At 56.3% G+C, this 26,320-nt stretch carries 22 protein-coding genes, 1 tRNA gene and 1 pseudogene; 9 read left to right on the top strand and 15 right to left on the bottom strand.

Annotated elements, in window-relative coordinates; translation table 11 throughout:
* Nucleotides 1–12: 12 nt before the first annotated feature.
* Nucleotides 13–1,311 (bottom strand): 23S rRNA (uracil(1939)-C(5))-methyltransferase RlmD, encoded by a 1,299-nt coding sequence (gene rlmD, locus ACZ6J2_RS14925; RefSeq protein ID WP_471726060.1) that lies wholly within the window; start codon nucleotides 1,309–1,311, stop codon nucleotides 13–15.
* A 57-nt stretch (nucleotides 1,312–1,368) separates the two neighbouring features.
* Between rlmD and barA the strand changes: the two are divergent.
* Nucleotides 1,369–4,127, top strand: a pseudogene (gene barA, locus ACZ6J2_RS14920) (two-component sensor histidine kinase BarA).
* A gap of 95 nt (nucleotides 4,128–4,222) precedes the next feature.
* Here the strand turns inward: barA and ACZ6J2_RS14915 are convergent.
* The 8 genes from ACZ6J2_RS14915 to syd all read right to left on the bottom strand — a co-directional run bounded on the left by ACZ6J2_RS14915 (nucleotide 4,223) and on the right by syd (nucleotide 12,576).
* A complete protein-coding gene (locus ACZ6J2_RS14915) occupies nucleotides 4,223–5,362 on the bottom strand; it encodes a glycerate kinase (RefSeq protein ID WP_471726059.1) in 1,140 nt (379 codons plus the stop codon).
* Nucleotides 5,363–5,439: 77 nt separating this feature from the next.
* Nucleotides 5,440–6,777, bottom strand: a complete 1,338-nt coding sequence (gudD, locus tag ACZ6J2_RS14910; RefSeq protein ID WP_471726057.1) for a glucarate dehydratase — start codon at nucleotides 6,775–6,777, stop codon at nucleotides 5,440–5,442.
* A 15-nt stretch (nucleotides 6,778–6,792) separates the two neighbouring features.
* Nucleotides 6,793–8,133: an enolase C-terminal domain-like protein gene (locus ACZ6J2_RS14905; protein WP_471726165.1), complete on the bottom strand. Its 1,341-nt coding sequence runs from the start codon at nucleotides 8,131–8,133 to the stop codon at nucleotides 6,793–6,795.
* Nucleotides 8,133–9,488 (bottom strand): galactarate/glucarate/glycerate transporter GudP, encoded by a 1,356-nt coding sequence (gene gudP / locus ACZ6J2_RS14900; protein ID WP_217071779.1) that lies wholly within the window; start codon nucleotides 9,486–9,488, stop codon nucleotides 8,133–8,135. The genes ACZ6J2_RS14905 and gudP overlap by 1 nt, the downstream gene beginning before the upstream one ends.
* A 335-nt stretch (nucleotides 9,489–9,823) precedes the next feature.
* Nucleotides 9,824–10,273 carry a flavodoxin gene (locus tag ACZ6J2_RS14895; protein ID WP_471726056.1) on the bottom strand — a complete coding sequence of 150 codons (450 nt, stop codon included), beginning with the start codon at nucleotides 10,271–10,273 and terminating at the stop codon, nucleotides 9,824–9,826.
* 24 nt (nucleotides 10,274–10,297) lie between these two features.
* Nucleotides 10,298–11,074: a tRNA pseudouridine(65) synthase TruC gene (gene truC / locus ACZ6J2_RS14890; protein ID WP_471726055.1), complete on the bottom strand. Its 777-nt coding sequence runs from the start codon at nucleotides 11,072–11,074 to the stop codon at nucleotides 10,298–10,300.
* On the bottom strand, nucleotides 11,071–11,400 hold the full coding sequence (locus ACZ6J2_RS14885; RefSeq protein WP_471726054.1) for a YqcC family protein: 330 nt from the start codon (nucleotides 11,398–11,400) through the stop codon (nucleotides 11,071–11,073). The genes truC and ACZ6J2_RS14885 overlap by 4 nt, the downstream gene beginning before the upstream one ends.
* A gap of 630 nt (nucleotides 11,401–12,030) precedes the next feature.
* Nucleotides 12,031–12,576, bottom strand: coding sequence for a SecY-interacting protein (gene syd, locus ACZ6J2_RS14880; RefSeq protein ID WP_325760584.1), 546 nt, complete (start codon nucleotides 12,574–12,576; stop codon nucleotides 12,031–12,033).
* A 69-nt stretch (nucleotides 12,577–12,645) separates the two neighbouring features.
* Between syd and queF the strand changes: the two genes are divergently transcribed.
* The 5 genes from queF (at nucleotide 12,646) to xni (ending at nucleotide 19,080) form a co-directional block, all read left to right on the top strand.
* Complete coding sequence (gene queF / locus ACZ6J2_RS14875; protein WP_039263341.1) at nucleotides 12,646–13,488, top strand: NADPH-dependent 7-cyano-7-deazaguanine reductase QueF; 843 nt, start codon at nucleotides 12,646–12,648, stop codon at nucleotides 13,486–13,488.
* A 116-nt stretch (nucleotides 13,489–13,604) separates the two neighbouring features.
* The gene (gene ppnN, locus ACZ6J2_RS14870; RefSeq protein ID WP_023309027.1) at nucleotides 13,605–14,969 is read left to right on the top strand and encodes a nucleotide 5'-monophosphate nucleosidase PpnN; all 1,365 of its coding nucleotides are present in this window, start codon (nucleotides 13,605–13,607) and stop codon (nucleotides 14,967–14,969) included.
* Nucleotides 14,970–15,483: 514 nt separating this feature from the next.
* Nucleotides 15,484–16,779, top strand: coding sequence for an HAAAP family serine/threonine permease (locus ACZ6J2_RS14865; RefSeq protein ID WP_024909280.1), 1,296 nt, complete (start codon nucleotides 15,484–15,486; stop codon nucleotides 16,777–16,779).
* A 65-nt stretch (nucleotides 16,780–16,844) separates the two neighbouring features.
* Nucleotides 16,845–18,212: an L-serine ammonia-lyase II gene (gene sdaB / locus ACZ6J2_RS14860; protein WP_045355758.1), complete on the top strand. Its 1,368-nt coding sequence runs from the start codon at nucleotides 16,845–16,847 to the stop codon at nucleotides 18,210–18,212.
* 112 nt (nucleotides 18,213–18,324) lie between these two features.
* Nucleotides 18,325–19,080 carry a flap endonuclease Xni gene (gene xni, locus ACZ6J2_RS14855; RefSeq protein WP_047650242.1) on the top strand — a complete coding sequence of 252 codons (756 nt, stop codon included), beginning with the start codon at nucleotides 18,325–18,327 and terminating at the stop codon, nucleotides 19,078–19,080.
* A 52-nt stretch (nucleotides 19,081–19,132) separates the two neighbouring features.
* Here the strand turns inward: xni and rlmM are convergent, their stop codons facing one another.
* The 4 genes from rlmM to ACZ6J2_RS14835 all read right to left on the bottom strand — a co-directional run bounded on the left by rlmM (nucleotide 19,133) and on the right by ACZ6J2_RS14835 (nucleotide 22,155).
* Nucleotides 19,133–20,233: a 23S rRNA (cytidine(2498)-2'-O)-methyltransferase RlmM gene (rlmM, locus tag ACZ6J2_RS14850; RefSeq protein WP_023309030.1), complete on the bottom strand. Its 1,101-nt coding sequence runs from the start codon at nucleotides 20,231–20,233 to the stop codon at nucleotides 19,133–19,135.
* Entirely contained in the window at nucleotides 20,226–20,621 is a 396-nt protein-coding gene (locus ACZ6J2_RS14845; protein WP_023309031.1) for a DUF423 domain-containing protein, read from the bottom strand. The genes rlmM and ACZ6J2_RS14845 overlap by 8 nt, the downstream gene beginning before the upstream one ends.
* A gap of 39 nt (nucleotides 20,622–20,660) precedes the next feature.
* A complete protein-coding gene (gene gcvA / locus ACZ6J2_RS14840) occupies nucleotides 20,661–21,578 on the bottom strand; it encodes a glycine cleavage system transcriptional regulator GcvA (RefSeq protein WP_023309032.1) in 918 nt (305 codons plus the stop codon).
* 349 nt (nucleotides 21,579–21,927) lie between these two features.
* The gene (locus tag ACZ6J2_RS14835; protein WP_008499648.1) at nucleotides 21,928–22,155 is read right to left on the bottom strand and encodes a YgdI/YgdR family lipoprotein; all 228 of its coding nucleotides are present in this window, start codon (nucleotides 22,153–22,155) and stop codon (nucleotides 21,928–21,930) included.
* A 192-nt stretch (nucleotides 22,156–22,347) separates the two neighbouring features.
* On the opposite strand from ACZ6J2_RS14835, the gene csdA reads away from it, so the two are divergent.
* Nucleotides 22,348–23,553, top strand: a complete 1,206-nt coding sequence (gene csdA / locus ACZ6J2_RS14830; RefSeq protein WP_335245877.1) for a cysteine desulfurase CsdA — start codon at nucleotides 22,348–22,350, stop codon at nucleotides 23,551–23,553.
* Nucleotides 23,553–23,999: a cysteine desulfurase sulfur acceptor subunit CsdE gene (csdE, locus tag ACZ6J2_RS14825; protein ID WP_023333259.1), complete on the top strand. Its 447-nt coding sequence runs from the start codon at nucleotides 23,553–23,555 to the stop codon at nucleotides 23,997–23,999. The genes csdA and csdE overlap by 1 nt, the downstream gene beginning before the upstream one ends.
* Here csdE and tcdA read toward each other — a convergent pair.
* Both tcdA and mltA read right to left on the bottom strand, forming a co-directional pair.
* Nucleotides 23,996–24,796, bottom strand: coding sequence for a tRNA cyclic N6-threonylcarbamoyladenosine(37) synthase TcdA (tcdA, locus tag ACZ6J2_RS14820; protein ID WP_471726053.1), 801 nt, complete (start codon nucleotides 24,794–24,796; stop codon nucleotides 23,996–23,998). The genes csdE and tcdA overlap by 4 nt on opposite strands.
* A gap of 75 nt (nucleotides 24,797–24,871) precedes the next feature.
* Nucleotides 24,872–25,969 carry a murein transglycosylase A gene (gene mltA / locus ACZ6J2_RS14815; protein WP_023309035.1) on the bottom strand — a complete coding sequence of 366 codons (1,098 nt, stop codon included), beginning with the start codon at nucleotides 25,967–25,969 and terminating at the stop codon, nucleotides 24,872–24,874.
* A 206-nt stretch (nucleotides 25,970–26,175) separates the two neighbouring features.
* On the opposite strand from mltA, the gene ACZ6J2_RS14810 reads away from it, so the two are divergent.
* A tRNA-Met gene (locus ACZ6J2_RS14810) sits at nucleotides 26,176–26,252 on the top strand.
* Nucleotides 26,253–26,320 lie beyond the last annotated feature (68 nt).

The raw sequence follows: 26,320 nt of genomic DNA, 5'->3' as shown, positions 1-26,320 counted from the left end.
AAGCCAAACAAATTAGATGTGCTCGAACAACACCATCGATTCCAGATGTCCAGTGTGCGGGAACATGTCCAGCATTGCCAGACGCTGAATCTGGTAACCCGCGCTGATTAATGCCTCGCTGTCCCGGGCAAGCGTTGCCGGGTTACAGGAAACATAGACCACACGCTTCGGCGCGAGTTTAATAATATGTGCCATCACACCCGGGGCACCGGCACGCGCCGGGTCGAGCAAAATTTTATCAAAGCCCTGTTTTGCCCACGGCTGTTGGGTGACATCTTCCTCAAGATTTTGAAGAAAGAATGTCACATTTTGCAAGCCGTTCTGCAGCGCGTTCTCCTGCCCTTTAGCCACCAGCGCCTCAACGCCTTCCACGCCGACGACGCTGGCCGCTTTTCGCGCCAGCGGCAGCGTGAAGTTGCCCATTCCGCAGAACAGGTCGAGCACCCGATCGCTTTTCTGAACATCCAGCCACGTCAGCGCTTTCTCAACCATCAGTTGGTTAACGCCATCATTCACCTGAATGAAATCCCGCGGGCTGAACGTTAAGCGTAGCCCGTTTGACGCATACCAGGGCGCCTCACCGGTAACCTGCTCAAGTATCTCGCTTTGTGGTGCAAGGAAAAGCGCCAGGTCGTGGGAATGCGAAAAGCGTTCCAGTTTTTCGCGATCTTTTTTCGACAGCGGCGCGGTATGGCGCAGGACCATCAGCGGACCATTGTTTGCCATGACCAGTTCGACATGCCCGAGGTGGCGAACGCCGTCCAGCCCGGAGAGACAAATGCGCACCTCCGGAAGCAATGCCTCAAGATGGGGCACCAAAATGGGGCAATGCTGCACATCGACGATGTCGCTGGAACCGGCCTTGCGAAACCCCATCTCCAGCCGAGCCGTTTTTGGCTGATAGCTGAGGCTCAGGCGCGCGCGTCGACGATAGCCCCAGGGCACATCGGCGAGAATTTCGTTAACGTCGTGTTTAAGCTGACGCGCCAGCGCGCGGCTTTTGCTTTTTTGCTGTAATTCTGTGCTCGCATGCTGTTGCTGGCAGCCCCCGCAAACGCCAAAATGTGGGCAGCGGGGCTTCACGCGCTCCGGGCTATCGTTGAGGCGACGCTTAACCTGTCCGCGCGCGAACTGGCGTTTATCTTCCGTCAGCGTAATTTCTGCTCGTTCTGTTGGCAGTAAACCTGTTATAAACAGAGCCTTACCGTTGTGACGTGCCACTCCCTGACCAAACGGATCGAGGTCCGTGGCTTCAACAGTAATGATTTGACGCGTCGTCACGCGTCGCTTTGCAGAGTAGAATTGCGCCATCGCCGAGATTTTTCTCACATAAACATAATTATCTTAATTGTCCCATAACGGAACGCCATGACCAACTACAGCCTGCGCGCGCGCATGATGATTTTGATCCTCGCCCCCACCGTTCTCATCGGTTTGCTGCTGAGTATCTTCTTTGTGGTGCACCGCTATAACGATTTGCAGCGACAGCTGGAGGATGCAGGCGCCAGCATTATCGAACCGCTTGCCGTTTCCAGCGAGTACGGCATGAACCTGCAAAACCGCGAATCCATTGGTCAGTTAATCAGCGTACTCCACCGCCGCCACTCGGACATCGTACGCGCCATTTCCGTTTACGACGAACATAACCGCCTGTTTGTCACCTCGAATTTTCATCTCGATCCGGCGGCCCTGAAGATCCCGGACGGTACGCCGTTCCCGCGCCACCTCACCGTACTGCGGCGCGGCGATATCATGATCCTTCGCACGCCGATCGTATCGGAAAGCTATTCCCCCGATGAGTCTGCGCAGTCGGACGCCAAATCCAGCAACAATATGCTGGGATACGTGGCGCTGGAGCTGGATCTCAAGTCGGTCCGGCTACAGCAGTACAAAGAAATTTTCATCTCTGGCGTGATGATGCTGTTCTGCATCGGCATTGCGCTGATCTTCGGCTGGCGCCTGATGCGCGACGTGACGGGCCCCATCCGCAACATGGTTAATACGGTTGACCGCATCCGCCGGGGACAGCTCGACAGCCGGGTGGAAGGGTTTATGCTGGGCGAGCTGGATATGCTGAAAAACGGCATCAACTCGATGGCCATGTCGCTGGCGGCGTACCACGAAGAGATGCAGCACAACGTTGACCAGGCCACGTCCGACCTGCGCGAAACGCTGGAGCAGATGGAGATCCAGAACGTTGAGTTGGATCTGGCGAAAAAGCGCGCCCAGGAAGCGGCACGTATTAAGTCGGAATTCCTGGCCAATATGTCGCACGAGCTGCGTACGCCGCTCAATGGCGTGATCGGCTTTACCCGCCTGACGCTGAAAAGCGAGCTCAACCCGACTCAGCGCGATCACCTGCACACCATTGAACGTTCGGCCAACAACCTGCTGGCGATTATCAACGACGTGCTGGACTTCTCCAAGCTGGAAGCGGGCAAGCTGATCCTGGAAAGCATTCCGTTCCCGCTGCGCAGTACGCTCGATGAGGTGGTGACGCTGCTCGCGCACTCGTCGCACGACAAAGGCCTTGAGCTGACGCTCAATATTAAAAACGACGTGCCGGATAACGTTATTGGCGATCCATTGCGTCTGCAGCAGGTCATTACCAACCTTGTCGGGAATGCGATTAAATTCACCGAAAGCGGTAACATCGACATTCTGGTAGAAAAACGCTCCATCAGCAGCAATAAGGTGCAGATTGAAGTCCAGATCCGCGATACCGGCATCGGTATTCCTGAGCGGGATCAGTCGCGTCTGTTCCAGGCGTTCCGTCAGGCGGACGCCAGTATCTCCCGCCGTCATGGCGGTACCGGCCTGGGGCTGGTGATCACTCAGCGCCTGGTGAACGAGATGGGCGGCGATATCTCTTTCCACAGCCAGCCGAACCGCGGCTCAACCTTCTGGTTCCACATTAATCTGGACCTCAACCCGAACGTGCTAACCGATGGCCCGGTAACGGACTGTCTGAAAGGCAAGCGTCTGGCCTACGTCGAACCTAACGCGGCGGCAGCGCAGTGTGCGCTCGATATTTTAAGCACCACGCCGCTGGAGGTGGTCTATAGCCCAACCTTCTCGGCCCTTGCCGTTGAGCACTACGACATTCTGCTGATGGGGATTCCGGTCACCTTCACCGGCGAACTGACCATGCAGCAGGAGCGGCTGGCGAAAGCCGCCTCAATGACCGACTATCTGCTGCTGGCGCTACCCTGCCACGCCCAGATTAATGCGGAGGAGTTGAAAACGACGGAGCCGCCGCGTGTCTGCTGAAGCCGCTCACCTCTACCCGCCTGCTGCCCGCGCTCACGGAGTATTGCCGTCTTAGCCAACATGCTCTCCCGCTGATTAACGATGAGCAAAAATTGCCGATGAGCGTGATGGCGGTGGATGATAATCCGGCCAACCTGAAGCTGATTGGCGCGTTGCTTGAAGACCAGGTTCAGCACGTTGAGCTCTGCACCAGCGGCGCGCAGGCGGTTGAACAGGCGAAGCAGATGCAGTTCGATTTAATCCTGATGGATATACAGATGCCGGGCATGGATGGCATTCGGGCCTGCGAGCTGATCCACCAGCTGCCGCATCAGCAGCAAACTCCGGTCATTGCGGTCACCGCGCACGCGATGGCCGGACAGAAAGAGAAGCTGCTGAGCGCCGGAATGAATGATTATCTGGCGAAGCCCATCGATGAAGAGAAACTTCACAACCTGCTGTTACGCTATAAGCCGGGTCATATTGGCGGGACGTACACGGTTTCCAGCGAGCCGGTTGAAATCAGCGTTAACCAGAACGCGACCTTTGACTGGCAGCTTGCCCTGCGCCAGGCGGCAGGTAAACCCGACCTGGCCCGCGAAATGCTGCAAATGCTGGTCGCGTTTCTGCCGGAAAATCGCAATAAGGTGGAAGAGCAGCTGGTGGGTGAAAACCCGGAAGATCTGCTGGAAGCAATCCACAAGCTGCACGGCAGCTGCGGGTACAGCGGCGTGCCGCGGCTGAAAAACCTCTGCCAGCTGCTGGAGCAGCAGCTGCGTGCCGGCACGCCGGAATCGGAGCTTGAACCGGAGTTCCTGGAGCTGCTGGATGAGATGGATAACGTAACGCGCGAAGCGATGAAGGTGTTGGGGAACTGAGATAAAAGCCCGGTGGCGCTACGCTTACCGGGCCTACAATTGCGGGTGTGGCCTGATGCCCTCACCCCGCCCCTCTCCCACAGGGAGAGGGAGAACTACATTCCCTGCCCCACTTTCAGCACCGCCGCGATATTCCTGGCGGTCATCCTGACGTTCTCGCTGGCATTTTCCAGCGCATCTTCCAGCGAGCAGATGGTGTAGATCACGCTAAACACCGCATCAATGCCGTGATCGTGTACCACGCCAACGTCCGCCGTCAGGCTTCCTGCAATGCCGATAACGGGTTTGTTAAAGCGTTTCGCCACTTTCGCCACGCCCACCGGGACTTTGCCGTGGATCGTCTGGCTGTCGATGCGGCCTTCTCCCGTGATCACCAGATCCGCATCGGCCACCTGGTCGGCCAGGTGTAGCGCATCGGTCACGATCTCAATGCCCTGGCGCAGCTGCGCGCCGCAAAAAGCGTACAGCGCGGCCCCCATGCCCCCCGCCGCGCCGCCGCCAGCAAGGTTTAGCACGTCGATATCCAGATCCCGGGCAATGACTCTCGCATACTGCGCCAGCGCGTTGTCCAGGGTGACGATCATCTCGGGTGTGGCCCCCTTTTGCGGGCCAAATACGGCTGACGCGCCATCCTTACCGGTGAGCGGATTCGTCACATCACAGGCGACCTCTATCCGGCACTCCGCCAGACGTCTGTCCAGCCCGCTCAGGTCGATACGCGCGAGTTTTCCCAGCTCGCCCCCGCCCTGACCAAGGGGCTGGCCGCTCTCGTCCAGCAGCTTTGCCCCCAACGCCTGCACCATCCCTGCTCCGCCGTCATTGGTGGCGCTGCCGCCAATGCCAATAATGATATGCTTAACGCCCGCATCCAGCGCGTGACGAATAAGTTCGCCCGTGCCCCAGGAGGTGGTTTTCAGGGGATTACGCTGCGAAGGAACGACCAGCTCCAGGCCGCTTGCCGCCGCCATTTCAATAAAGGCACTCTGCTCGTCACCGGATAAGCCATAAAATCCTTCCACGCGCTCACCCAGCGGGCCGGTCACCGGAACATGCACAATGCGTCCCTGCGTTGCCGCGATCATCGCCTCAACCGTCCCTTCGCCACCGTCCGCGACCGGCAGTTTGACGTAAACCGCCTCGGGGAAGATCTCGCGAAAACCACGTTCTATCGCTGTCGCAACCTCAAGCGCACTCAAACTTTCCTTATACGAGTCCGGTGCGATAACAATTTTCATAAGCCATCCTTACGCATAGTCGTTACGTTAAGCATACAACACGTAAAAGACCGCCAATGGGAGCGGTCCCAATGCGTTTATCGTACCATGCACGGGCGTTTATTGTCGAATGTCCAGTCGGGGATCAGATACTGCATCGCCATCGCGTCGTCGCGCGCGCCCAGACCGTGTTTTTGATACAGCTCATGGGCTTTCATGACCTGGTCCATATCCAGCTCAACCCCCAGCCCCGGCGTGGAAGGCACCTGCACCATGCCACCTTTGATCTCAAACGGCTGCTTAGTCAGACGCTGATTACCTTCCTGCCAGATCCAGTGCGTGTCGATAGCGGTAATCGTGCCCGGCGCGGCGGCGGCAACGTGCGTGAACATCGCCAGCGACACGTCGAAGTGGTTATTAGAGTGCGAGCCCCAGGTCAGGCCAAACTCGTGACACATTTGCGCCACGCGCACCGACCCCTGCATCGTCCAGAAGTGCGGGTCAGCCAGCGGAATATCGACGGACTGCAATGACAGGGTGTGCCCCATCTGACGCCAGTCGGTGGCAATCATATTGGTCGCGGTCGGCAGCCCCGTGGCGCGACGGAATTCCGCCATAACTTCACGGCCCGAGAAGCCCTGCTCAGCCCCACACGGATCTTCCGCATACGCCAGCACGCCTTTCAGCTGCTTGCCAATTTTGATCGCTTCATCAAGCGACCACGCGCCGTTCGGATCCAGCGTCACGCGCGCCTGCGGGAAACGTTTTGCCAGCGCGGTGACGGCTTCGGCCTCTTCCTCACCGGCCAGCACGCCGCCCTTCAGTTTGAAATCATTAAAGCCATATTTTTCGTACGCGGCTTCCGCCAGGCGCACCACCGCATCCGGGGTCATCGCCTCGTCGTGGCGAAGTCGGTACCAGTCGCATTGTTCATCCGGCTGGCTCTGATAAGGCAACGGCGTCAGCCTGCGGTCGCCGACAAAGAACAGATAGCCCAGCATTTCCACTTCGCTGCGCTGCTGCCCCTCGCCCAACAGCGACGCAACGTTAACGCCCAGATGCTGACCCAGCAGATCCAGCATGGCGGATTCAATCCCGGTCACCACGTGAATGGTGGTGCGCAGGTCGAAGGTCTGCAGGCCGCGCCCTCCGGCATCGCGATCGGCAAAGGTGTTGCGCACGGTGTTGAGGATATTTTTGTACTCACCCAGCGTTTTGCCCACGACCAGCGGAATGGCATCTTCCAGCGTCTGGCGGATCTTCTCCCCGCCCGGAATTTCACCCACGCCCGTATGCCCGGAATTGTCTTTGATAATGACAATATTGCGGGTGAAGAATGGCGCATGCGCGCCGCTCAGGTTCATCAGCATGCTGTCATGGCCCGCAACCGGAACGATCTGCATGGCGGTGACTACAGGGGTAGAAAAAGTACTCATCGTGTAATCCTTTTATCAGTGACGTCCAAAAACAGGGCGCTTACGGTCAAATGTCCAGCCGGGGATCAGGTACTGCATCGGGCCCGCGTCGTTACGCGCACCGCCCGGTAGCTTTTTATACGCCTCATGAGCTTTATGGATCTGATCCCAGTCAATCTCCACGCCCAGCCCCGGCGCATCCGGTACGGCAATCTTGCCGTTGATGATTTCCAGCGGATTTTTCGTCAGGCGGGCTTCCCCTTCCTGCCAAATCCAGTGGGTGTCGATGGCGGTCGGGTTACCCGGCGCCGCCGCGCCAACGTGGGTAAACATCGCCAGCGAAATATCAAAGTGGTTGTTCGAGTGACAGCCCCAGGTCAGCCCCCAGTCATCGCACAGCTGCGCCACGCGAACCGCGCCTGAAAGCGTCCAGAAGTGAGGGTCCGCCAGCGGAATGTCGACTGCGTTCAGCATCACTGCATGACCCATTTCACGCCAGTTGGTGGCGATCATATTGGTCGCGACAGGCAGCCCGGTGGCGCGACGAAACTCGGCCATGACTTCACGGCCCGAGAAGCCCTGCTCCGCGCCGCAGGGGTCTTCCGCATAGGTCAGGACATCCCCCAGCCCCTTGCACAGGCTAATCGCTTCATCCAGCAGCCAGGCGCCGTTGGGATCGACGGTGATCCGCGCATCCGCAAAGCGTTTTTTCAGCGCCCGGGCAGTTTCAATCTCCTGCTCGCCGGGCAGCACGCCGCCCTTCAGCTTGAAATCCTTAAAGCCGTAGCGATCCTGCGCCGCCTCGGCCAGACGCACCACCGCGTCGCTGGAGAGCGCTTCCTGGTGGCGCAGGCGATACCAGTCGTGATCGCCCGTGGATCGGGCCAGATAGGGGAGATCGGTCTTATTGCGATCGCCAACGTAGAACAGATAGCCCAGCACGGTGACCGCATCGCGCTGTTTGCCGGGCGCCAGCAGCTCGCAAACCGGTACATTGAGCGCCTGACCCAGCAAGTCGAGCAGGGCGGCCTCCAGCGCGGCGACCGCGTTGACGCGCAGTTCAAACGTCCAGGCACCTTTACCGAACGTATCAAAATCCGCCGACTGATTGCCCTTATGCACCCGCTGAACGACCTTGTTCAGACGGGCGACCTCCTGGCCCACGACCTGCGGAATGGCATCGACCAGCGTCTGGTAGATCACCTCTCCGCCCGGGGCCTCGCCCACGCCGGTATTCCCTGCGCTGTCTTTCAACACGACGATATTACGGGTAAACCAGGCGCTATGCGCACCGCCGATATTGAGCAGCATGCTGTCCTGCCCGGCCACCGGGATGACCTTCATCTCCGTAACGATTGGGCTCGATTGCGTTGTCATCATCCACGCTCCACAACAGGTTTAAGTTCGACGCGTTTGATATCCCCCACCAGCACCAGGTAACTCAGTACCGCCACCAGCGCATGCACACCCACGTAGATTAGCGCACCGTTGAAAGAGCCGGTGGTGCCGACGATGTAGCCGATAGCGATAGGCGTAACAATCCCGGAGATGTTGCCGAACATGTTGAACAGGCCGCCGCTTAGGCCGCTGATCTCCTTCGGCGCCGTATCCGCCATCACCGCCCAGCCCAGCGCGCCAATGCCTTTGCCGAAGAAGGCCATCGCCATAAAGCCGATGATCATCCATTCGGCGTTGACGTAGTTACAGAACACCATGGTCATGGAGAGCAGCATGCCGAGCACAATCGGGGTTTTACGCGCGATGTTCAGCGAGCCGGTGCGGCGCATCAGCCAGTCGGAAATCACTCCGCCGAGCACGCCGCCGACGAAGCCGCAGATTGCCGGAACCGACGCGACAAATCCCGCTTTCAGAATCGACATGCCGCGTGCCTGCACCAGGTATACCGGGAACCAGGTGATGAAGAAGTAGGTTAAGGCGTTAATACAGTACTGGCCCAGATAGATACCGATCATCATGCGCGAGCCGACGAGCTGCTTGATCTGCGCCCATTTCTGGCTGAACGGGACTTTTGCTTTTGCGGATTTCTGATCCATATTGATCAGCGCGCCGCCTTCCGCGATGTACTCCAGCTCTTTTTTGTTCACGCCTGGATGCTGGTTGGGTTCGTGGATCACTTTCAGCCAGACGAAGCTGATGACGATCCCAAGCCCGCCCATGAAGAAGAAGACGTGCGACCAGCCCACCTCATGCGTCAGCCAGCCCATGATCGGCGCGAAGATGACCGTCGCGAAGTACTGTGCGGAGTTGAAAATCGCCACCGCCGTTCCCCTCTCCTGCGCCGGGAACCAGGCAGCGACAATGCGGCTGTTCCCAGGGAAGGAAGGTGCTTCCGCTAAGCCCACCAGGAAGCGCAGCGTAAAGAGTGCCACGATAATGCCGAAGCCGCTGAAGATATCGACGAAACCCTGCAGCAGGGTAAACATCGACCAGATAAAGATGGACCAGAAATAGACGCGTTTAGATCCAAAACGGTCCAGCAGCCAGCCGCCAGGAATTTGCCCGATGACGTAGGCCCATGAGAATGCGGAGAAAACGTAACCCATGCCCACCGGATCGAGGCCGATATCTTTTGCCATTTCAGAACCGGCAATCGACAGCGTGGCGCGGTCACCATAGTTAAAGGACGTGACGATAAACAGCATCACCACTATCCAGTAGCGGGCGTTGGTGCGCTTTTCAGCGCTGCTCGCTGCGTGGCTTAATGTACTCATTGTTGCACTCCTGAAACATAGCTTTCGCCTGGTTCATTCTGTACAGCACCGGTAGGGTAATCAGAATGAGATTGGTGTTTTGTCGTTTTGGTACGGCCTGACGCCGTTTTATAGTGACCGGAAAAGTATATGAAGGAGTGGCCCGTTCTCTCACCGTGCAAAAACACAGTATTGAAGGGTGCATGAGAGGTTGTTTATGGCATAAGCCCAGGGGAATGGAAGGTGGTTCACGGAATTGGCGTTTGGAGCGGGGTGTATCACCGGGTGGCGGCTATGCCTTACCCGGCCTGGAAACCCCGTAGGCCCGCGCAAGCGAAGCGCCGCCGGGCAGAGTGTTATTTGAGAAGGGAGGCCCAGTTCTCCACCCACGGGTTCGACTCGCTTTCGGGTTCAGGATGCTCCCCGGCATCAATCAGCAGCATCTCGCCGACGCGCTGGGCGCCCTGCTCCTGCAGGAGCGCATCGAACTGCTTGCCGCCGCCGCAGAAGTTGGCGTAAGAGCTGTCGCCCAGAGCAATGATGCCGTAGTGCACGTCTGGCTGATAGCCAAGCTGGTCTTTAATGCCCTGAAACAGCGGCACGATGCTGTCCGGCAGATCGCCCTGCCCGGTGGTGGAGGTCACCACCAGAATGTATTTATCTTTATACTTTTCCCAGTCTGCCAGTTCCGGGTCTTCATAGACCGTGGCTTTATGGCCCTGGCTGGCGAGTATTGCCTCAGCCTCTTCCGCTACCAGCAGCGAGTTGCCGTACATTGTGCCGACAAAAATGCCTACTTCAGCCATGATATTTTCCCATAATGAATGCATTTACCGTTCATCCTGAACGTTGCCCGATACAAACTCAACCCTTTCATTTTCGGGGAGTTGTCCCAGCCAGCCAAACTGTGACAGCGCCTGCATCCAGACGTCGTCCAGCCCAGCACGGATAGTCAGCGGCTCGCCGGTAAACGGGTGCGTCAGGCTCAGCTCGCTGGCGTGAAGCATCAGACGATGGCAGCCAAAGTGTTCGGCCGCACTGCGGTTCTGGCGCAAATCACCGTGTTTGCTGTCGCCAATAATCGGATGGCGCAGGTGCGCAAGATGGCGTCGCAGCTGGTGCTTACGCCCGGTTTTAGGCAGAAGCTCAACCAGGCTGTAGCGTGTGGTCGGAAATTTGCTGGTTGCAACCGGCATTTCGGTCGTCGCTATGCCGCGATAATCCGTTACTGCGGGCTGCGGACCTTTGTCATCGCGGACAAATTTATCGGCGATTTTGTCCAGCTCCTCCACCAGCGGATAGTCCAGCGTGGCGGCTTCCGTCAGCCAGCCGCGCACGATCGCGTGGTAGCGCTTTTGCATCTGATGCTGTTCGAACTGCTGTGACAGCAGACGCCCCGCCTCGCTGGAAAGCCCCATCAGCAGCACGCCGGAGGTTGGCCTGTCGAGACGATGGGCGGTAAAAACATGCTGACCAATCTGGTCGCGAACGGTCTGCATCACCACCACTTTCTCATCGCGATCGAGCCAGCTGCGGTGTACCAGCCAGCCTGACGGTTTATTCACCGCCACCAGCCACTCGTCCTGATAGAGGATCTCAAGCGTCATGCATCTTCACCGGCAAACAGGGCATCCAGTTTTTCCAGTTCGACCAGCAACACGTCGCGCGCAGGGTGCGTCGCCTCGAGCGCCATTTCATAGTAGGGAGAGACCGCAAACGCCTGCGGAAGCGGGTGACCGCCCTCAAGCAGGGCGTGCATGCGCGGAATTAACACCCACTGCAGCCATTCAAACGGGGCCAGCGTATCCAGGCAGAAGGGCTGAGTGCTCGCGAACGCTTCTGGCTGCGGCGCGGTCTCCTGCCACAGCTGATGTTGGCGCAAAAGGGCTTCGATGGCGTGCAACTGAGCACGAACGCTATCGTGTTGCGTCATAGTAACCTCAACTGAAAAAGTGAACGGCGCGCAGCATAGCATTGCGGAAGGCAGAAATAAAAAAAGGGAGCACTGTAAAAACAGTGCTCCCGGTTCGTTTCGCAGCATTCCAGCTACAATTCGTGCTCCCTGCTCATCCGTGACAACTTTTCCTGAAGCCCGAAGGCCTGGTCATCCGTAAGCCGATGCATCCTGCACACATCTTCCTGACGTGTTTGTTTCATCCCGAAACGTCCTGGCCTTCCTGACCCACCGACCATCCTGACCGGCTCTCATTCTCCTTCCTGGAGGTGTCCCTTACGCATCCTGCGCTATCCACTTCGCTTCATCCTGAAGCCTTCCTGCAGCGCCATCCTGACGAGTCCTGTGTGAGAAACGCCATCATCCTGATGTTCGTTTCTCGTGTCGGCATCCTGTCGACAGAAATAGAATCCGCTATTCCGCTTCGTCTTACAACCCACCCTTTCTGGGTTGTAAGCCGTAAGAAATCCCTAAAAACAATACAATGAACAAGTAATTCATTGAAAAACAGAGCAATATTAATCTGAATTAAATGAGGTAATACTGAATCTTCAGCGATCTCTCACAAACGTTGTAAGAGATCTCTCACACACGCTATAGCATCATGGATTACAGAAGTGGCTCAAGTCGGGTGAGGAAATCCGCAAGAGAGGGGGCGAGAGTCTCGCGATTGCGGGTGCCGATAGTCTCTTTAACCACTTCACCTGACAGGTTACAGACGGAGATAACGTCCAGTTCGCTGTCCAGCGTGGCAATAAAGAGCGTCGGAGAAAGCTTCAGGCGTTTTTGCGTGACCAGGTGACCAATCAGGTTTTCCTGAACACGCTGCAGATCGTCTTCGCTCCAGGTCTGCAACAGCGTCAGCGTGATATCAGCAAAGCGTGCGGGCATATCCCCTGCGAACTGCGTGGTATAAAACGCGTGAACCGCTGGTTGTACCACAATGTCCATTGCCCGTTCAACCGCATTTACATTTTGCTCGCCGTCGAAAGGTTTTGGCTGCCAGATAACGTAATCGTCGACTGAAGAGATAATGCACGGCGAAGGTACGCCATACAAATCAGCACTTTGCGGCCAAGTCTGGTCCTTTTCATGCCATGCGTCGCAATAGCGGGCCGTGAAGGTAGTGAGGGCATTTGCAGTTTCGATGTCCACCGATTTCTCTCTTCTTGTCAGACAGGATAAACTCAGGCCATAAGTGTACCTGTAAAGTGGCTATGAAACATGTCTTACGAAAATCATCAGGCGTTAACCGGCTTAACGCTGGGTAAATCGACCGATTACCGCGATACCTACGATGCAAGCCTGCTGCAGGGCGTGCCGCGCAGCCTGAACCGCGATCCTCTGGGCCTGCATGCGGATGCCTTGCCGTTTGTCGGCGGTGACATCTGGACGCTGTACGAACTCTCGTGGCTCAACGCGCGCGGTCTGCCGCAGGTGGCAGTGGGCCACGTTGAGCTGGATTACGCCAGCGTTAATCTCGTCGAGTCCAAAAGCTTTAAGCTCTATCTCAACAGCTTTAACCAGACAAAATTCAGCAGCTGGGACGACGTTCAGCACACCCTGGAACGTGATTTAAGCGCCTGCGCGCAGGGAAAGGTGAGCGTTTCACTGTATCGCCTGCACGAGCTGGAAGGGCAGCCAGTCGCCCACTTCAACGGGACCTGCATCGACGATCAGGATATTGAGGTGGAGAATTATGAATTCAGCGCCGATTACCTCGAAAACGCGGCGAGCGGAAAGGTGGTCGAAGAGACGCTGGTCAGCCACCTGCTGAAATCCAACTGCCTGATCACCCACCAGCCGGACTGGGGCTCGGTGCAGATCCAGTACCGCGGCCCGAAAATTGACCGGGAGAAATTGCTGCGCTACCTGGTGTCGTTCCGCCATCACAACGAATTTCACGAGCAGTGCGTGGAGCGTATCTTTAGCGATATTCAGCGTTTCTGCCAGCCAGAAAAACTGAGCGTTTACGCGCGCTACACCCGCCGCGGCGGTCTGGACATCAACCCGTGGCGCACCAATACCGATTTCGTGCCAGCAACGGGACGGCTGGTGCGTCAGTAATATAAATATTTTCACAATATGCGCGGTATCTTCCGCGCTTTAGGTTGTGAAACGTCACGCGCCAGGGCTATTGTAATCAACAGGGAAAGACGATAATCGTCCCGTAAGGAGCTCACTTGATTACACATATTAGCCCGCTTGGCTCAATGGATATGTTGTCGCAGCTGGAAGTGGACATGCTTAAGCGCACGGCCAGCAGCGATCTTTATCAACTGTTTCGTAACTGTTCACTTGCCGTACTGAACTCCGGAAGCCTGACAGATAACAGTAAAGAACTGCTGTCCCGCTTCGAAAGCTTTGATATCAACGTGCTGCGCCGCGAGCGTGGCGTGAAGCTTGAAGTCATCAACCCGCCGGAAGAGGCCTTTGTCGACGGCCGTATCATTCGTTCACTTCAGGCTAACCTGTTTGCCGTGCTGCGTGACATCCTGTTTGTTAACGGGCAGATCCACAACGCAGGCCGTTTCCAGCATCTCGACCTGGAAAGCTCGGTCCATATCACCAACCTGGTGTTCTCCATTTTGCGTAACGCCCGTGCCCTGCACGTTGGCGAAGCGCCGAACATGGTCGTCTGCTGGGGCGGTCACTCCATTAACGAAACCGAATACCTTTATGCCCGTCGGGTAGGAACGCAGCTCGGCCTGCGCGAGCTGAATATTTGTACCGGCTGCGGCCCAGGTGCGATGGAAGCGCCAATGAAAGGTGCCGCAGTGGGACACGCGCAGCAGCGTTATAAAGAGGGGCGGTTTATCGGCATGACCGAGCCGTCAATCATAGCCGCTGAGCCGCCTAACCCGCTGGTTAACGAGCTGATTATCATGCCGGATATCGAGAAACGTCTTGAAGCGTTTGTCCGTATCGCCCACGGCATTATCATCTTCCCGGGCGGCGTAGGGACAGCGGAAGAGCTGCTCTATCTGCTGGGTATTCTGATGAACCCGGCCAACAAAGATCAGGTTCTGCCGCTGATCCTGACCGGTCCAAAGGAGAGCGCCGACTACTTCCGCGTGCTGGACGAGTTTATCGTGCATACGCTGGGCGAAGCCGCGCGTCGTCACTATCGCATCATCATTGACGATGCCGCAGAGGTGGCTCGCCAGATGAAAAAAGCGATGCCGCTGGTAAAAGAAAACCGTCGCGATACCGGCGATGCGTACAGCTTTAACTGGTCAATCCGCATCGCGCCGGACCTGCAGATCCCGTTCGAGCCAACGCACGAAAATATGGCGAACCTGAAACTCTATCCGGACCAGCCGGTGGAAGTCCTGGCTGCCGATCTGCGTCGTGCCTTCTCCGGGATTGTTGCGGGCAACGTGAAAGAGATGGGCATCCGCGCTATTGAACAGTACGGTCCGTACAAGATCCACGGCGACCCGGAGATGATGCGCCGCATGGACGACATGCTGCAGGGCTTTGTCGCTCAGCACCGCATGAAGCTTCCGGGCTCAGCCTATATTCCTTGCTACGAAATCTGCACATAACGCTCAGCAGCATCTGATCAAAGCCGGGTCGCCCTGTTGCGCGTCCCGGCTTTTTTATTACCGAGGTAATTCATACGCATCACTTATGTCTTTTACAAACTATGCGCAAACGCAAACGATTACCTTATTTTTTCAACCGTAAATTATCAGCCTTAATCCAAATTACCTGCCAGAAAATACTAAAAACCCATTTCTTTACAGCTAAAGACACCTATATCACGGGCCAGTCTTTCAGCTCACATGTCGTTGGTGGTAGCCTTCGCGCCCGTAAATTCTCTTTGACGTTTTTTTAACAGATAAATGGTCTAAAGATGCCCACATCATAAGTGGATTATTGCATTTGGGATCAGGATCACTGATAGATTCATAACTAGAATGTATCTTTCCGCCCGCCAATAGTTACGGGCGAAAATTATTAAAAAACCGTCACTGAACGAATTTCATATTACCGTCAGGCACTTTTTCATCGGATTTGACTAAAAACCTGACAATTTGCTTCCTCCAGGAGATACAGATGGAAACCACTCAAACCAGCACCGTTGCTTCGATTGAATCCCGAAGTGGTTGGCGCAAAACGGATACCATGTGGATGCTTGGCCTTTACGGCACAGCAATCGGCGCTGGTGTACTGTTCCTTCCTATCAACGCAGGCGTCGGCGGTCTGATCCCGCTGATCATCATGGCTATCATTGCTTTCCCGATGACCTTCTTCGCACACCGCGGTCTGACCCGCTTCGTGCTGTCCGGTAAAAACCCGGGCGAAGACATCACTGAAGTTGTTGAAGAGCATTTCGGCGTTGGCGCAGGTAAACTGATTACCCTGCTCTACTTCTTCGCGATTTACCCTATTCTGCTGGTCTACAGCGTGGCGATCACCAACACCGTTGAAAGCTTCATGATGCACCAGCTGCACATGACGCCGCCGCCGCGTGCGATTCTGTCTCTGATCCTGATCGTGGGCATGATGACCATCGTTCGCTTCGGTGAGCAGATGATTGTGAAAGCAATGAGCGTACTGGTCTTCCCGTTCGTTATTGCTCTGATGGTACTGGCTTGCTACCTGATCCCACAGTGGAACGGTGCAGCGCTGGAAACCCTGTCCCTGAGCAGCGCATCGGCAACCGGTAACGGCCTGCTGATGACCCTCTGGCTGGCAATTCCGGTAATGGTGTTCTCTTTCAACCACTCTCCAATCATCTCTTCTTTCGCTGTGGCGAAACGTGAAGAGTACGGTAATGGCGCAGAGAAGAAGTGCTCCAGCATCCTGGCACGCGCTCACATCATGATGGTACTGACCGTTATGTTCTTCGTCTTCAGCTGCGTACTGAGCCTCTCCCCGGCGGATTTGGCGGCAGCGAAAGAGCAGAACATCTCTATTCTGTCTTACCTGGCGAACCACTTTAACGCACCGGTCATTGCGTGGATGGCACCTATCATCGCGATTATCGCCATCACCAAATCCTTCCTGGGCCACTACCTCGGCGCGCGTGAAGGCTTCAACGGTATGGTGATTAAATCTCTGCGCGGTAAAGGCAAGAGCATTGAGATCAACAAGCTGAACAAAATCACTGCACTGTTCATGCTGCTCACCACCTGGGCGGTAGCAACGCTGAACCCAAGCATCCTGGGCATGATTGAAACCCTGGGCGGCCCGGTCATCGCGATGATTCTGTTCCTGATGCCGATGTACGCGATTCAGAAAGTCCCTGCGATGCGCAAGTACAGCGGTCATGTGAGCAACGTGTTTGTAGTTATCATGGGTCTTATCGCAATCTCTGCGATCTTCTACTCCCTGTACACCATGTTCTGATTATCACCCGCGCCGTCTTCGGACGGCGCACTCCTCCCTCTCTGACTGAAAGCAATGGACGCATCATGATTAGCGTATTCGATATCTTCAAAATCGGTATTGGTCCTTCCAGCTCTCACACCGTCGGACCAATGAAAGCCGGTAAGCAGTTCACGGATGACTTGATTGCACGCGGCATCTTGCATGACGTTACCCGCGTGGTTGTCGATGTATACGGCTCGCTTTCCCTGACCGGGAAAGGCCACCATACCGATATCGCCATTATCATGGGCCTGGCGGGAAACCTGCCGGATACCGTTGATATTGATGCGATCCCTGGCTTCATCCAGGATGTGAACACCCACGGTCGCCTGCTGCTGGCGAACGGTGAGCATGAGGTTGAATTCCCGGTTGACCACTGCATGAATTTCCATGCGGACAACCTGTCGCTGCACGAAAACGGCATGCGCATTACCGCGCTGGCCGGCGACAAAGCGGTATACAGCCAGACGTATTACTCTATCGGCGGCGGTTTTATCGTCGACGAAGACCACTTTGGTCAAACCAATACCTCTTCTGTCGAAGTGCCGTATCCGTACAAAACGGCGGCGGATCTTCAGCGTCACTGTCAGGAGACGGGCCTTTCCCTCTCCGGCCTGATGATGAAAAACGAGCTGGCACTTCACAGTAAAGAAGAGCTCGAACAGCACTTCACTAACGTCTGGGAAGTGATGCGCGGCGGTATCGAGCGTGGGATCACCACCGAAGGCGTTCTGCCGGGCAAGCTTCGCGTACCGCGTCGTGCTGCTGCACTTCGCCGTATGCTGGTGAGCACCGACAAAACGACAACGGACCCGATGGCCGTTGTAGACTGGATCAACATGTTCGCCCTGGCGGTAAACGAAGAGAACGCCGCAGGGGGCCGCGTGGTCACCGCGCCAACTAACGGTGCCTGCGGTATCGTTCCGGCGGTGCTGGCGTACTACGACAAGTTTATTCGTGAAGTGAACGCGAACTCGCTGGCGCGCTACCTGCTGGTCGCCAGTGCGATTGGTTCGCTGTATAAGATGAACGCGTCTATTTCCGGTGCGGAAGTGGGCTGTCAGGGTGAAGTCGGCGTGGCGTGCTCCATGGCGGCGGCGGGCCTGGCCGAACTGCTGGGTGCAAGCCCGACACAGGTGTGCATTGCTGCGGAAATCGGCATGGAACATAACCTGGGACTGACCTGTGACCCGGTTGCCGGACAGGTACAGGTACCGTGCATCGAACGTAACGCGATTGCCTCCGTGAAGGCGGTGAACGCGGCACGTATGGCGCTGCGCCGCACCAGCGAGCCGCGCGTCTGTCTCGATAAGGTTATCGAAACCATGTACGAAACCGGTAAAGATATGAACGCCAAATACCGCGAAACCTCTCGCGGCGGCCTGGCGATGAAGATCGTGACCTGCGATTAAGCCCCTCAGGAAGCCTCGTTTTGCGAGGCTTCTTCCTGTTTTCCCCACCATTCATAGTTTCACGCTGCTGACAGTGTTACCCTTTACCCATGAGATAGAAGGGAGATTATCTGTGGCCGTTCATTTACTTATCGTCGATGCTCTTAACCTGATTCGCCGTATCCATGCGGTACAGGGGACGCCTTGTAAAGACACCTGCCTGCACGCGCTGGAACAGCTTATCCGCCACAGTGAGCCCACCCATGCGGTCGCGGTATTTGATGACGAAGCCCGCAACACGGGCTGGCGACACCAGCGTCTACCTGACTACAAAGCCGGACGCGCCCCGATGCCGGACGATCTTCACGCTGAGTTGCCCATGCTGCGCGCTGCATTTGAACAGCGGGGCGTCCCCTGCTGGGGCGCACAGGGAAATGAAGCCGACGATCTCGCGGCCACCCTGGCCGTAAAGGTGGCAAGTGCCGGGCATCAGGCCACTATCGTTTCAACTGACAAAGGCTACTGCCAGCTGCTCTCTCCGACTATCCGCATTCGCGACTATTTTCAAAAACGCTGGCTGGACGCGCCGTTTATTGCCAGCGAGTTCGGCGTCTCGCCTGAGCAACTGCCGGATTACTGGGGGCTGGCAGGCATCAGCAGTTCTAAAGTTCCGGGTGTCGCCGGTATTGGGCCGAAGAGCGCCGCGCAGCTGCTGACCGATTTTCAGAGTCTGGAAGGGATTTACGCCCGTCTGGATGAGGTGCCGGAAAAGTGGCGCAAGAAGCTGGAGGCGCATAAAGAGATGGCGTTTACCTGCCGGGAGATCGCAACGCTACAGACGGACTTACAGCTGGATGGGAATTTACAGCAGTTGAGATTAGAGCGTTAACGCTTTTCTGTAGGCCCGGTAAGCGTAGCGCCACCGGGCAATAGAACACGGACTATCGCTCGTCGCGACGTCCGCCGACCGCAGCCCACCAGCGACGAATATGCACCGTCACCTCTTCACGGTCGTGATACAGCTGACGCGCCTGGATCTCCACGTTAATTCCGTGTTCATCCATCTGCTCCTGAATGTAGGCCAGATTCTGCGACACTTCCTCATAGCGCTTTTTCATCGGCAGCTTGAGGTTGAAAATGGTCTCACGACACCAGCCATTCACCAGCCAGGAGGCCATCAGCGCGGCCACTTTTGCCGGCTTCTCAACCATATCGCACACCATCCACGAGATGTTGTTACGGTTCGGGCGATAGCGGAAACCGTCTTCACGCAGCCAGGTGACCTGCCCGGTGTCCATCAGGCTTTGGGCCATTGGGCCGTTATCAACGGACGATACCCACATATTGCGTTTCACCAGCTGATAGGTCCAGCCGCCCGGGCACGCGCCAAGGTCGACGGCGTACATGCCGTTTGCCAGACGTTCATCCCACTCATCCGCCGGGATAAAGACGTGGAACGCCTCTTCCAGCTTGAGCGTGGAACGGCTTGGCGCATCGGACGGGAAGCGCAAACGCGGAATGCCCATAAAGAAGGGAGAGTTGTTGGTGGTGTACGAATAGCCTGTATAGCAGCAGCCCGGTGCGATAAAGAAGATATGCACCACCGGACGCTTCGGCGTTTCGTAGTTTGTCAGCACGCCCGCATCACGCAGCGCCGCACGCAGCGGCACGGTGAACTTACGGCAGAACTTCATCAGCTCTTTACTTTCGTTGGTATCCGCCACTTCAACGCGCAGATCGCCGCCCTTCTCCACCACGCCCTGCAGCATGCCGACAATTGGCGTGATGCGGTCTTCCGGCGGAAGGTCCTTCAGCAGCTCACCCGCAACAAACATCTGGCGAGCGAAGATCAGCGAGCTGAACGGCAGCTCGCGCGCCAGCTTGTCGGCGTCTTCAGGCTGATAGCACTCAAATACCACATAGCCCGCGTTCTCTTTTACGCGGGCAAAGCCGAAGACTTCGCGCTTCGCCGCTTTATCGGTAATTTCCGCGGCGCACTCTTTCTCAAACCCCGGGCGACAATATAAAACAACCTTATTCATGAACAACGCCCTTGCGTTTCAGACGGATAGCTCCGATAAACATTAATACCCAACCCGCCAGGAAGCTGAAGCCGCCGACAGGTGTAACGAACGCCCACAGGCGCAGATGTGAGAGCGCAAGGCAGTACAGGCTACCGCTGAACAACACGGTACCCAGCGCCATAAACACGCTGCTCCAGTAAAACCAGATACTGATGCGACGCTGCATCGCCACCGCCAGCCCAAAAATCGCCAACGTGTGGAACGCCTGATATTCAAGGCCGGTCTGGATCCAGCCCATCTCTACTGCGCCCAAAGACTTGCTTAATACATGTGCGCCAAAGGCGCCCAGTGCAACAAAAATAAAGCCACTCACCGCGGCAAAAATCAGCATGAATCGGCTGGTCATGTTTAAGTCCTGAATTGATGCGTGCCCGGCACACAAACGTTATTGCTCATACCTGAAGCGGAATTTTTCTTGCTCGGTTGCCGCTTTCGCCAGTATCCACTGCCGGAAGGCGGCTATTTTACCCAGTTCTGCCTGACTGTCATGACAAACCAGATAAAACGCATTCTTGCTGACCAGTACATCATTAAAAGGGCAAACCAGGCGGCCTGCCTCAATTTCGGACTGCGCCATAACGTTGTTCGCCAACGCCACGCCCTGCCCGTGAATGGCAGCCTGTAACACCATCGCACTGTGGCTAAAGATGGGTCCCTGCTGCACGTTTATATGTGTAAGACCTAATTGACGGGTATAAGTTTGCCAGTCGCGGCGAGAGGCATCATGCAAAAGCGTATGCTGAGCCAGGTCAGCGGGTGACTTCAGCGCCTTTTCACCTGTTAACAGCAGGGGAGAACAGACCGGCAGGAGATATTCTGCGTATAATTTCTCAACACGCAAGCCCGGCCAGTTACCGCGACCATAAAAAATGGCGACATCCACGTCATCGGCCAGCTTGTCCTCCTGGCGATCTACCGCCTGGATTCGAACGTCGATCCCCGGATAAGCTGAGTTAAAGCTTGAGAGTCTGGGCACCAGCCAATGAATGGCAAAACTGGGCAATAAACTGACAGTCAGGGCACCTTTTGCACTGCGAGCCTGCAGCTTACGCGTGGCTTCCGTAAGCTGGGAAAAAATCTCTTTAATATCCTGAAAATAGCTCTGCCCCTCTTCGGTCAACAGCAACGAACGGTTGCGTCGACGAAACAGCTTAAGGCCCAGAAAATCCTCCAGAGACTTGATTTGGTGACTTACTGCGGCCTGTGTCACAAAAAGCTCATCTGCTGCGCGGGTGAAGCTCAGGTGACGTGCTGCTGCATCAAAAACACGTAATGCATTAAGGGGTGGCAATCGCTTTGACATGGTTATCTGGCTTAGATGTTAACGGATTTTAACAAACAGGAAACAACGTTTAACCTATTAGTTTTTTTTATCTGAGCCATTATAATTTGTCCGTTGAGGAACTACCAGCAAATACCTATAGTGGCGGCACTTCCTGAGCCGGAACGAAGAGCTTTTTTCGGAATGCGTGTTCTGAAGGGCTTTTGGCTTACGGTTGTGATGTTGTGTTGTTGTGTTTGCAATTGGTCTGCGATTCAGACCACGGTAGCAACGCTACCAATTTTTCACTTCCTGTACATTTACCCTGTCTGTCCATAGTGATTAATGTAGCACCGCCAATTTGCGGTGCTTTTTTTTCGCCTGCGATCTGTTAATGCTCGATCTCTTTCATCTCTTTAACGTCCGTGCGGTTGATCTGCTGCTTGTTCCCGTTAGCATCTTTGTACGAAATCATCCCGGTATCATTATCGGTAGTCGGTTTCCCTTCCGAAACGATAGAACGACCATCGTTGGTGTGCATCACGTAGTTGTTACCGGAACAGGCGCTCAGGGCAAAAGTAAACGCACAGGCAGAAATGATTGCAGCTGTCTTATTCATGATTATTCTCCTTTAGCAATTAATGCTATTCAAACCTCGATTTATAACAGGCTAAAACATCCGCCTAACACTATTTAGCATAACCTGCTTTTTTAAGGGCGTAAGGATAAGCAGACAATTCTGATAGATATCAACCTCCTTGCCCTGCCGCTGAAATTGCGCGACGATCGCTATATTGAAATGAGGAATCCCATGAACGCTTTCAGTCCTGCGCAGTTCCGCGCACAGTTTCCGGCCCTGGCCGATGCCGGTATTTACCTGGATAGCGCCGCCACCGCCCTTAAGCCACAGGCGGTGATTGAGGCCACGCAGCAGTTCTACAGCCTGAGCGCCGGGAACGTGCATCGCAGCCAGTTTGCCGAAGCGCAGCGATTAACCGCGCGCTACGAAGCCGCACGCGATCAGGTCGCGCACCTGATCAATGCCGAAAGCGGGAAAAACATCGTCTGGACGCGCGGCACGACCGAGGCCATCAATATGGTGGCCCAGTGCTACGCGCGCCCGCTGCTTCAGCCGGGCGATGAGATCGTCGTCAGCGAAGCGGAACATCACGCCAACCTGGTGCCATGGCTAATGGTGGCCGAGCAAACGGGTGCGCGCGTGGTGAAACTCCCGCTGGGGGCAGACCTTCTGCCCGACGTTGCCCGCCTTCCCGAGCTGATTACGCCCCGCAGCCGCATTCTGGCGCTCGGACAGATGTCGAACGTCACGGGTGGCTGCCCGGATCTGGCTCAGGCCATTCGCATCGCCCATGCCAGCGGTATGGTGGTGATGGTCGACGGCGCTCAGGGCGTGGTGCACTTCCCCGCTGATGTGCAGGCGCTTGATATCGACTTTTACGCCTTTTCGGGACATAAGCTCTACGGGCCAACCGGTATAGGAGCGTTGTACGGTAAGCCAGAACTGCTGGCAAAAATGACGCCGTGGCTCGGTGGCGGCAAAATGATTACCGAAGTGTCGTTCGATGGCTTCAAAACTCAGGATGTTCCCTATCGTCTGGAAGCCGGTACGCCGAACGTGGCGGGGGTGATTGGCTTAAGCGCGGCGCTGGAGTGGCTGGCTGAAACCGACATTGTCCAGGCTGAAAGCTGGAGCCGGGGGCTGGCGACGCTGGCAGAGGAAGAACTCAAAAAGCGCCCAGGCTTCCGCTCGTTCCGCGTGCAGGACTCCAGCCTGCTCGCCTTTGATTTTGCGGGCGTTCACCATAGCGACATGGTGACGCTACTGGCCGGGTACGGCATTGCCCTGCGTGCCGGACAGCACTGCGCCCAGCCGCTGCTGGCGGCGCTCGGCGTTAACGGTACGCTGCGCGCCTCGTTTGCGCCGTATAATACCCAAAGCGATGTCGACGCGCTGGTTGCCGCCGTTGACCGCGCCCTTGAAATACTGGTGGATTAATGACTAGCGCTGCTTTAGCCGGACATCCGTTTGGCACGGTCATCACAGAAGAGACCTTAAAACAGACCTTCGCCCCGCTCCAGCAGTGGGAAGATAAATATCGTCAGCTGATCCTGCTGGGTAAACAGCTCCCTGCGCTTTCCGACGATCTTAAAGCGCAGGCGAAAGAGATTGCAGGCTGTGAAAACCGCGTCTGGCTGGGCGTGAGCGTCTCCGGCGAGAAGCTGCACTTCTTCGGCGACAGCGAAGGCCGCATTGTACGGGGCCTGCTGGCCGTATTGTTGACCGCTGTGGAAGGGAAAAGCGCGGCGGAATTGCTGGCGCATTCGCCGCTGGCGTTATTTGATGAGCTTGGGCTGCGCGCGCAGCTCAGCGCCTCGCGCGGTCAGGGGTTGATCGCGCTGAGCGACGCGGTACTGGATGCCGCGCGTCAGGCTCAGGCCTAACGTTCCGCCTTCGCCATCATTTTCTTGAGGGCGTGAGACACCGCCACAAAGCCGAAGGAGGCGGTCACCATGGTGGCCGCTCCAAAACCTGAGGCGCAGTCCATTCGTTTTGGCCCTTCCGCCGTGCTTTTCATCGCGCAGACTGAACCATCCGCCTGCGGGTAGACCAGCGCTTCCGTCGAGAACACGCAGTCGACGCCGAGCTTGCCTTTGCTGTTCTTCACCACGTTAAAATCGCTCTTCAGGCGCTCGCGCAGCTTGGCCGCCAGCGGATCCTGGATCGTTTTCGCCAGATCGGCCACCTGGATCTGCGTCGGATCGATTTGCCCGCCCGCACCGCCCGTCGTGACCAGCGGCACCTTGTAGCGACGACAGTATGCGATCAGCGCCGCTTTTGGCCGCACGCTGTCGATGGCGTCAATCACATAGCTGTAGCCTTTGCTCATGTACTCCGCGACGTTATCTGCCGTCACAAAGTCGTCGATCACCGTCACGCGGCACTCCGGGTTGATGAGACGAATACGTTCCGCCATCACCTCGGATTTTGCCAGGCCGACGCTATCACGCAGCGCATGGATTTGACGGTTAGTGTTGGTGACGCAAACGTCATCCATGTCAATCAGGGTAATTGCGCCAATACCGGTTCTCGCCAGCGCTTCTGCCGCCCACGACCCCACACCACCAATGCCCACGACGCAGACGTGCGCATCCGCAAACAGCTGCAGGGCTTTTTCACCATATAAACGTGCCGTTCCGCCAAAACGCTGGCGCCAGGCGTCGCTGATTACCACAGACATAAAACCTCAGATGTAAAAAGGGTGAGGTTTTCCTCACCCTGAACAGTAATCCGTATTGTGCTCAGAATACCACAATCAGCCGCTGAATACGTTTCCAGCTCCCGGAGCCGCCTTCAGCACCCACACGCGTCCGTAGTGGTTATACCAGCCCGCGCGATGGCCTGCGTCAGGGCCAATACCCTGATAGATGTCGAAGTGCTGGCCTTTAATTGCCCCGCCGACGTCCAGCGCCACCATCAGACGCAGCTCATACTGACCGTTGAACTTGCCGTTATTGTCCAGCAGAGGGACCTCAGCAAGCAGCGTGGTGCCTGCAGGAATAATCGAACGATCCGATGCTACCGACGCGCGGCCAATCAGCGGAACCGCGCTGGCCCCTTTCACCGGCGCGAAGTTTTGCGGTTTGAAGAAGACGAACGACGGGTTCTGCTCCAGCAGCTCGCGCACCTCGGCTTCGCTGTGTTTCTCGCCCCACTCGCGGATCGCCTGCATCGACATATCTTCTTTCTTCACTTCACCGCGGTCGATCAGCACCTTACCGATACTGCGATAGGCGTGGCCGTTTTTACCGGAATAGCTGAAGAAGTTAAGCGGCGAACCGTCGCCAAAATCAATGTAGCCGCTGCCCTGAACGTCCATGATGAAGTTATCCATCAGGGAGTTGCTGTAGGCCAGAACGTAGTTTTCGCTCAGCGCACCGGCGTAGATCTCAGCGCGAGACGGCAGACGACCGCGTTTTGGCGGCATACGGTAGATAGGATACTGGAACTCGCCCTGACGCGAGTGTCGTGCCTGGATAACCGGGGTGTAGTAGCCGGTAAACTGGACGTTGCCGTAGTTATCGGCCCCTTCCATCTGCCAGGCGTCGATACCAAACTGGCGCATGTTGCGCGTATCGCCGCCTGCTTTCAGCCAGTCCTGGACCGCGTTATACACGCTACTCTGGGTGCCATACAGACGCGGCGACGCGTTGCGGATCTGGTAGACCTGCTCGGAGAAATCACCGGCATTAATCGGTGCGCCGACGGCATCAGGCTGATTAACTAAAGAGAAAGGCTGGGATAACTTCCCGTCTTTATACTGTTGACCGCGATCGGTCGGTTTGGAAGAACAGGCCGCAAGAATCGCTACCATTGCGCCCGCCATCAGATACTTCGCCCAACGTCCTTTCATTATATCTCGTCTTTAAGTTGCCCATTTCCGCGTGATGAAGATAACAAACCGCCAGGGCTAATGAAATGCGATCGCATGCCCTTTGGCAAATTTGCGCAAAAATAGTCCAAACAGAGCCATGTCGTTCAATTTGCATACAAAATCATGATTTATGTGAAAAAGGGGTTGCATCACAAACCTATCCGAGTATAGTGCGCATCCACGGACGCGGGGTGGAGCAGCCTGGTAGCTCGTCGGGCTCATAACCCGAAGGTCGTCGGTTCAAATCCGGCCCCCGCAACCAATTAAAATTTGATGAAGTATCTTCTACGACTGTAGAAAGACGGACGCGGGGTGGAGCAGCCTGGTAGC

This window comes from Enterobacter sp. E14S, assembly GCF_055666685.1.
This window is presented reverse-complemented; position numbering and strand designations above follow the sequence as displayed.

Bases quoted from the DNA above. Each gene is read 5' to 3' on its own strand.
- rlmD (WP_471726060.1), bottom strand. From the start codon at position 1,311: ATGGCGCAATTCTACTCTGCAAAGCGACGCGTGACGACGCGTCAAATC.
- ACZ6J2_RS14915 (WP_471726059.1), bottom strand. From the start codon at position 5,362: ATGAAAATTGTTATCGCACCGGACTCGTATAAGGAAAGTTTGAGTGCG.
- gudD (WP_471726057.1), bottom strand. From the start codon at position 6,777: ATGAGTACTTTTTCTACCCCTGTAGTCACCGCCATGCAGATCGTTCCG.
- ACZ6J2_RS14905 (WP_471726165.1), bottom strand. From the start codon at position 8,133: ATGACAACGCAATCGAGCCCAATCGTTACGGAGATGAAGGTCATCCCG.
- gudP (WP_217071779.1), bottom strand. From the start codon at position 9,488: ATGAGTACATTAAGCCACGCAGCGAGCAGCGCTGAAAAGCGCACCAAC.
- ACZ6J2_RS14895 (WP_471726056.1), bottom strand. From the start codon at position 10,273: ATGGCTGAAGTAGGCATTTTTGTCGGCACAATGTACGGCAACTCGCTG.
- truC (WP_471726055.1), bottom strand. From the start codon at position 11,074: ATGACGCTTGAGATCCTCTATCAGGACGAGTGGCTGGTGGCGGTGAAT.
- ACZ6J2_RS14885 (WP_471726054.1), bottom strand. From the start codon at position 11,400: ATGACGCAACACGATAGCGTTCGTGCTCAGTTGCACGCCATCGAAGCC.
- queF (WP_039263341.1), top strand. From the start codon at position 12,646: ATGTCTTACGAAAATCATCAGGCGTTAACCGGCTTAACGCTGGGTAAA.
- ACZ6J2_RS14865 (WP_024909280.1), top strand. From the start codon at position 15,484: ATGGAAACCACTCAAACCAGCACCGTTGCTTCGATTGAATCCCGAAGT.
- sdaB (WP_045355758.1), top strand. From the start codon at position 16,845: ATGATTAGCGTATTCGATATCTTCAAAATCGGTATTGGTCCTTCCAGC.
- rlmM (WP_023309030.1), bottom strand. From the start codon at position 20,233: ATGAATAAGGTTGTTTTATATTGTCGCCCGGGGTTTGAGAAAGAGTGC.
- ACZ6J2_RS14845 (WP_023309031.1), bottom strand. From the start codon at position 20,621: ATGACCAGCCGATTCATGCTGATTTTTGCCGCGGTGAGTGGCTTTATT.
- gcvA (WP_023309032.1), bottom strand. From the start codon at position 21,578: ATGTCAAAGCGATTGCCACCCCTTAATGCATTACGTGTTTTTGATGCA.
- ACZ6J2_RS14835 (WP_008499648.1), bottom strand. From the start codon at position 22,155: ATGAATAAGACAGCTGCAATCATTTCTGCCTGTGCGTTTACTTTTGCC.
- csdA (WP_335245877.1), top strand. From the start codon at position 22,348: ATGAACGCTTTCAGTCCTGCGCAGTTCCGCGCACAGTTTCCGGCCCTG.
- csdE (WP_023333259.1), top strand. From the start codon at position 23,553: ATGACTAGCGCTGCTTTAGCCGGACATCCGTTTGGCACGGTCATCACA.
- tcdA (WP_471726053.1), bottom strand. From the start codon at position 24,796: ATGTCTGTGGTAATCAGCGACGCCTGGCGCCAGCGTTTTGGCGGAACG.
- mltA (WP_023309035.1), bottom strand. From the start codon at position 25,969: ATGAAAGGACGTTGGGCGAAGTATCTGATGGCGGGCGCAATGGTAGCG.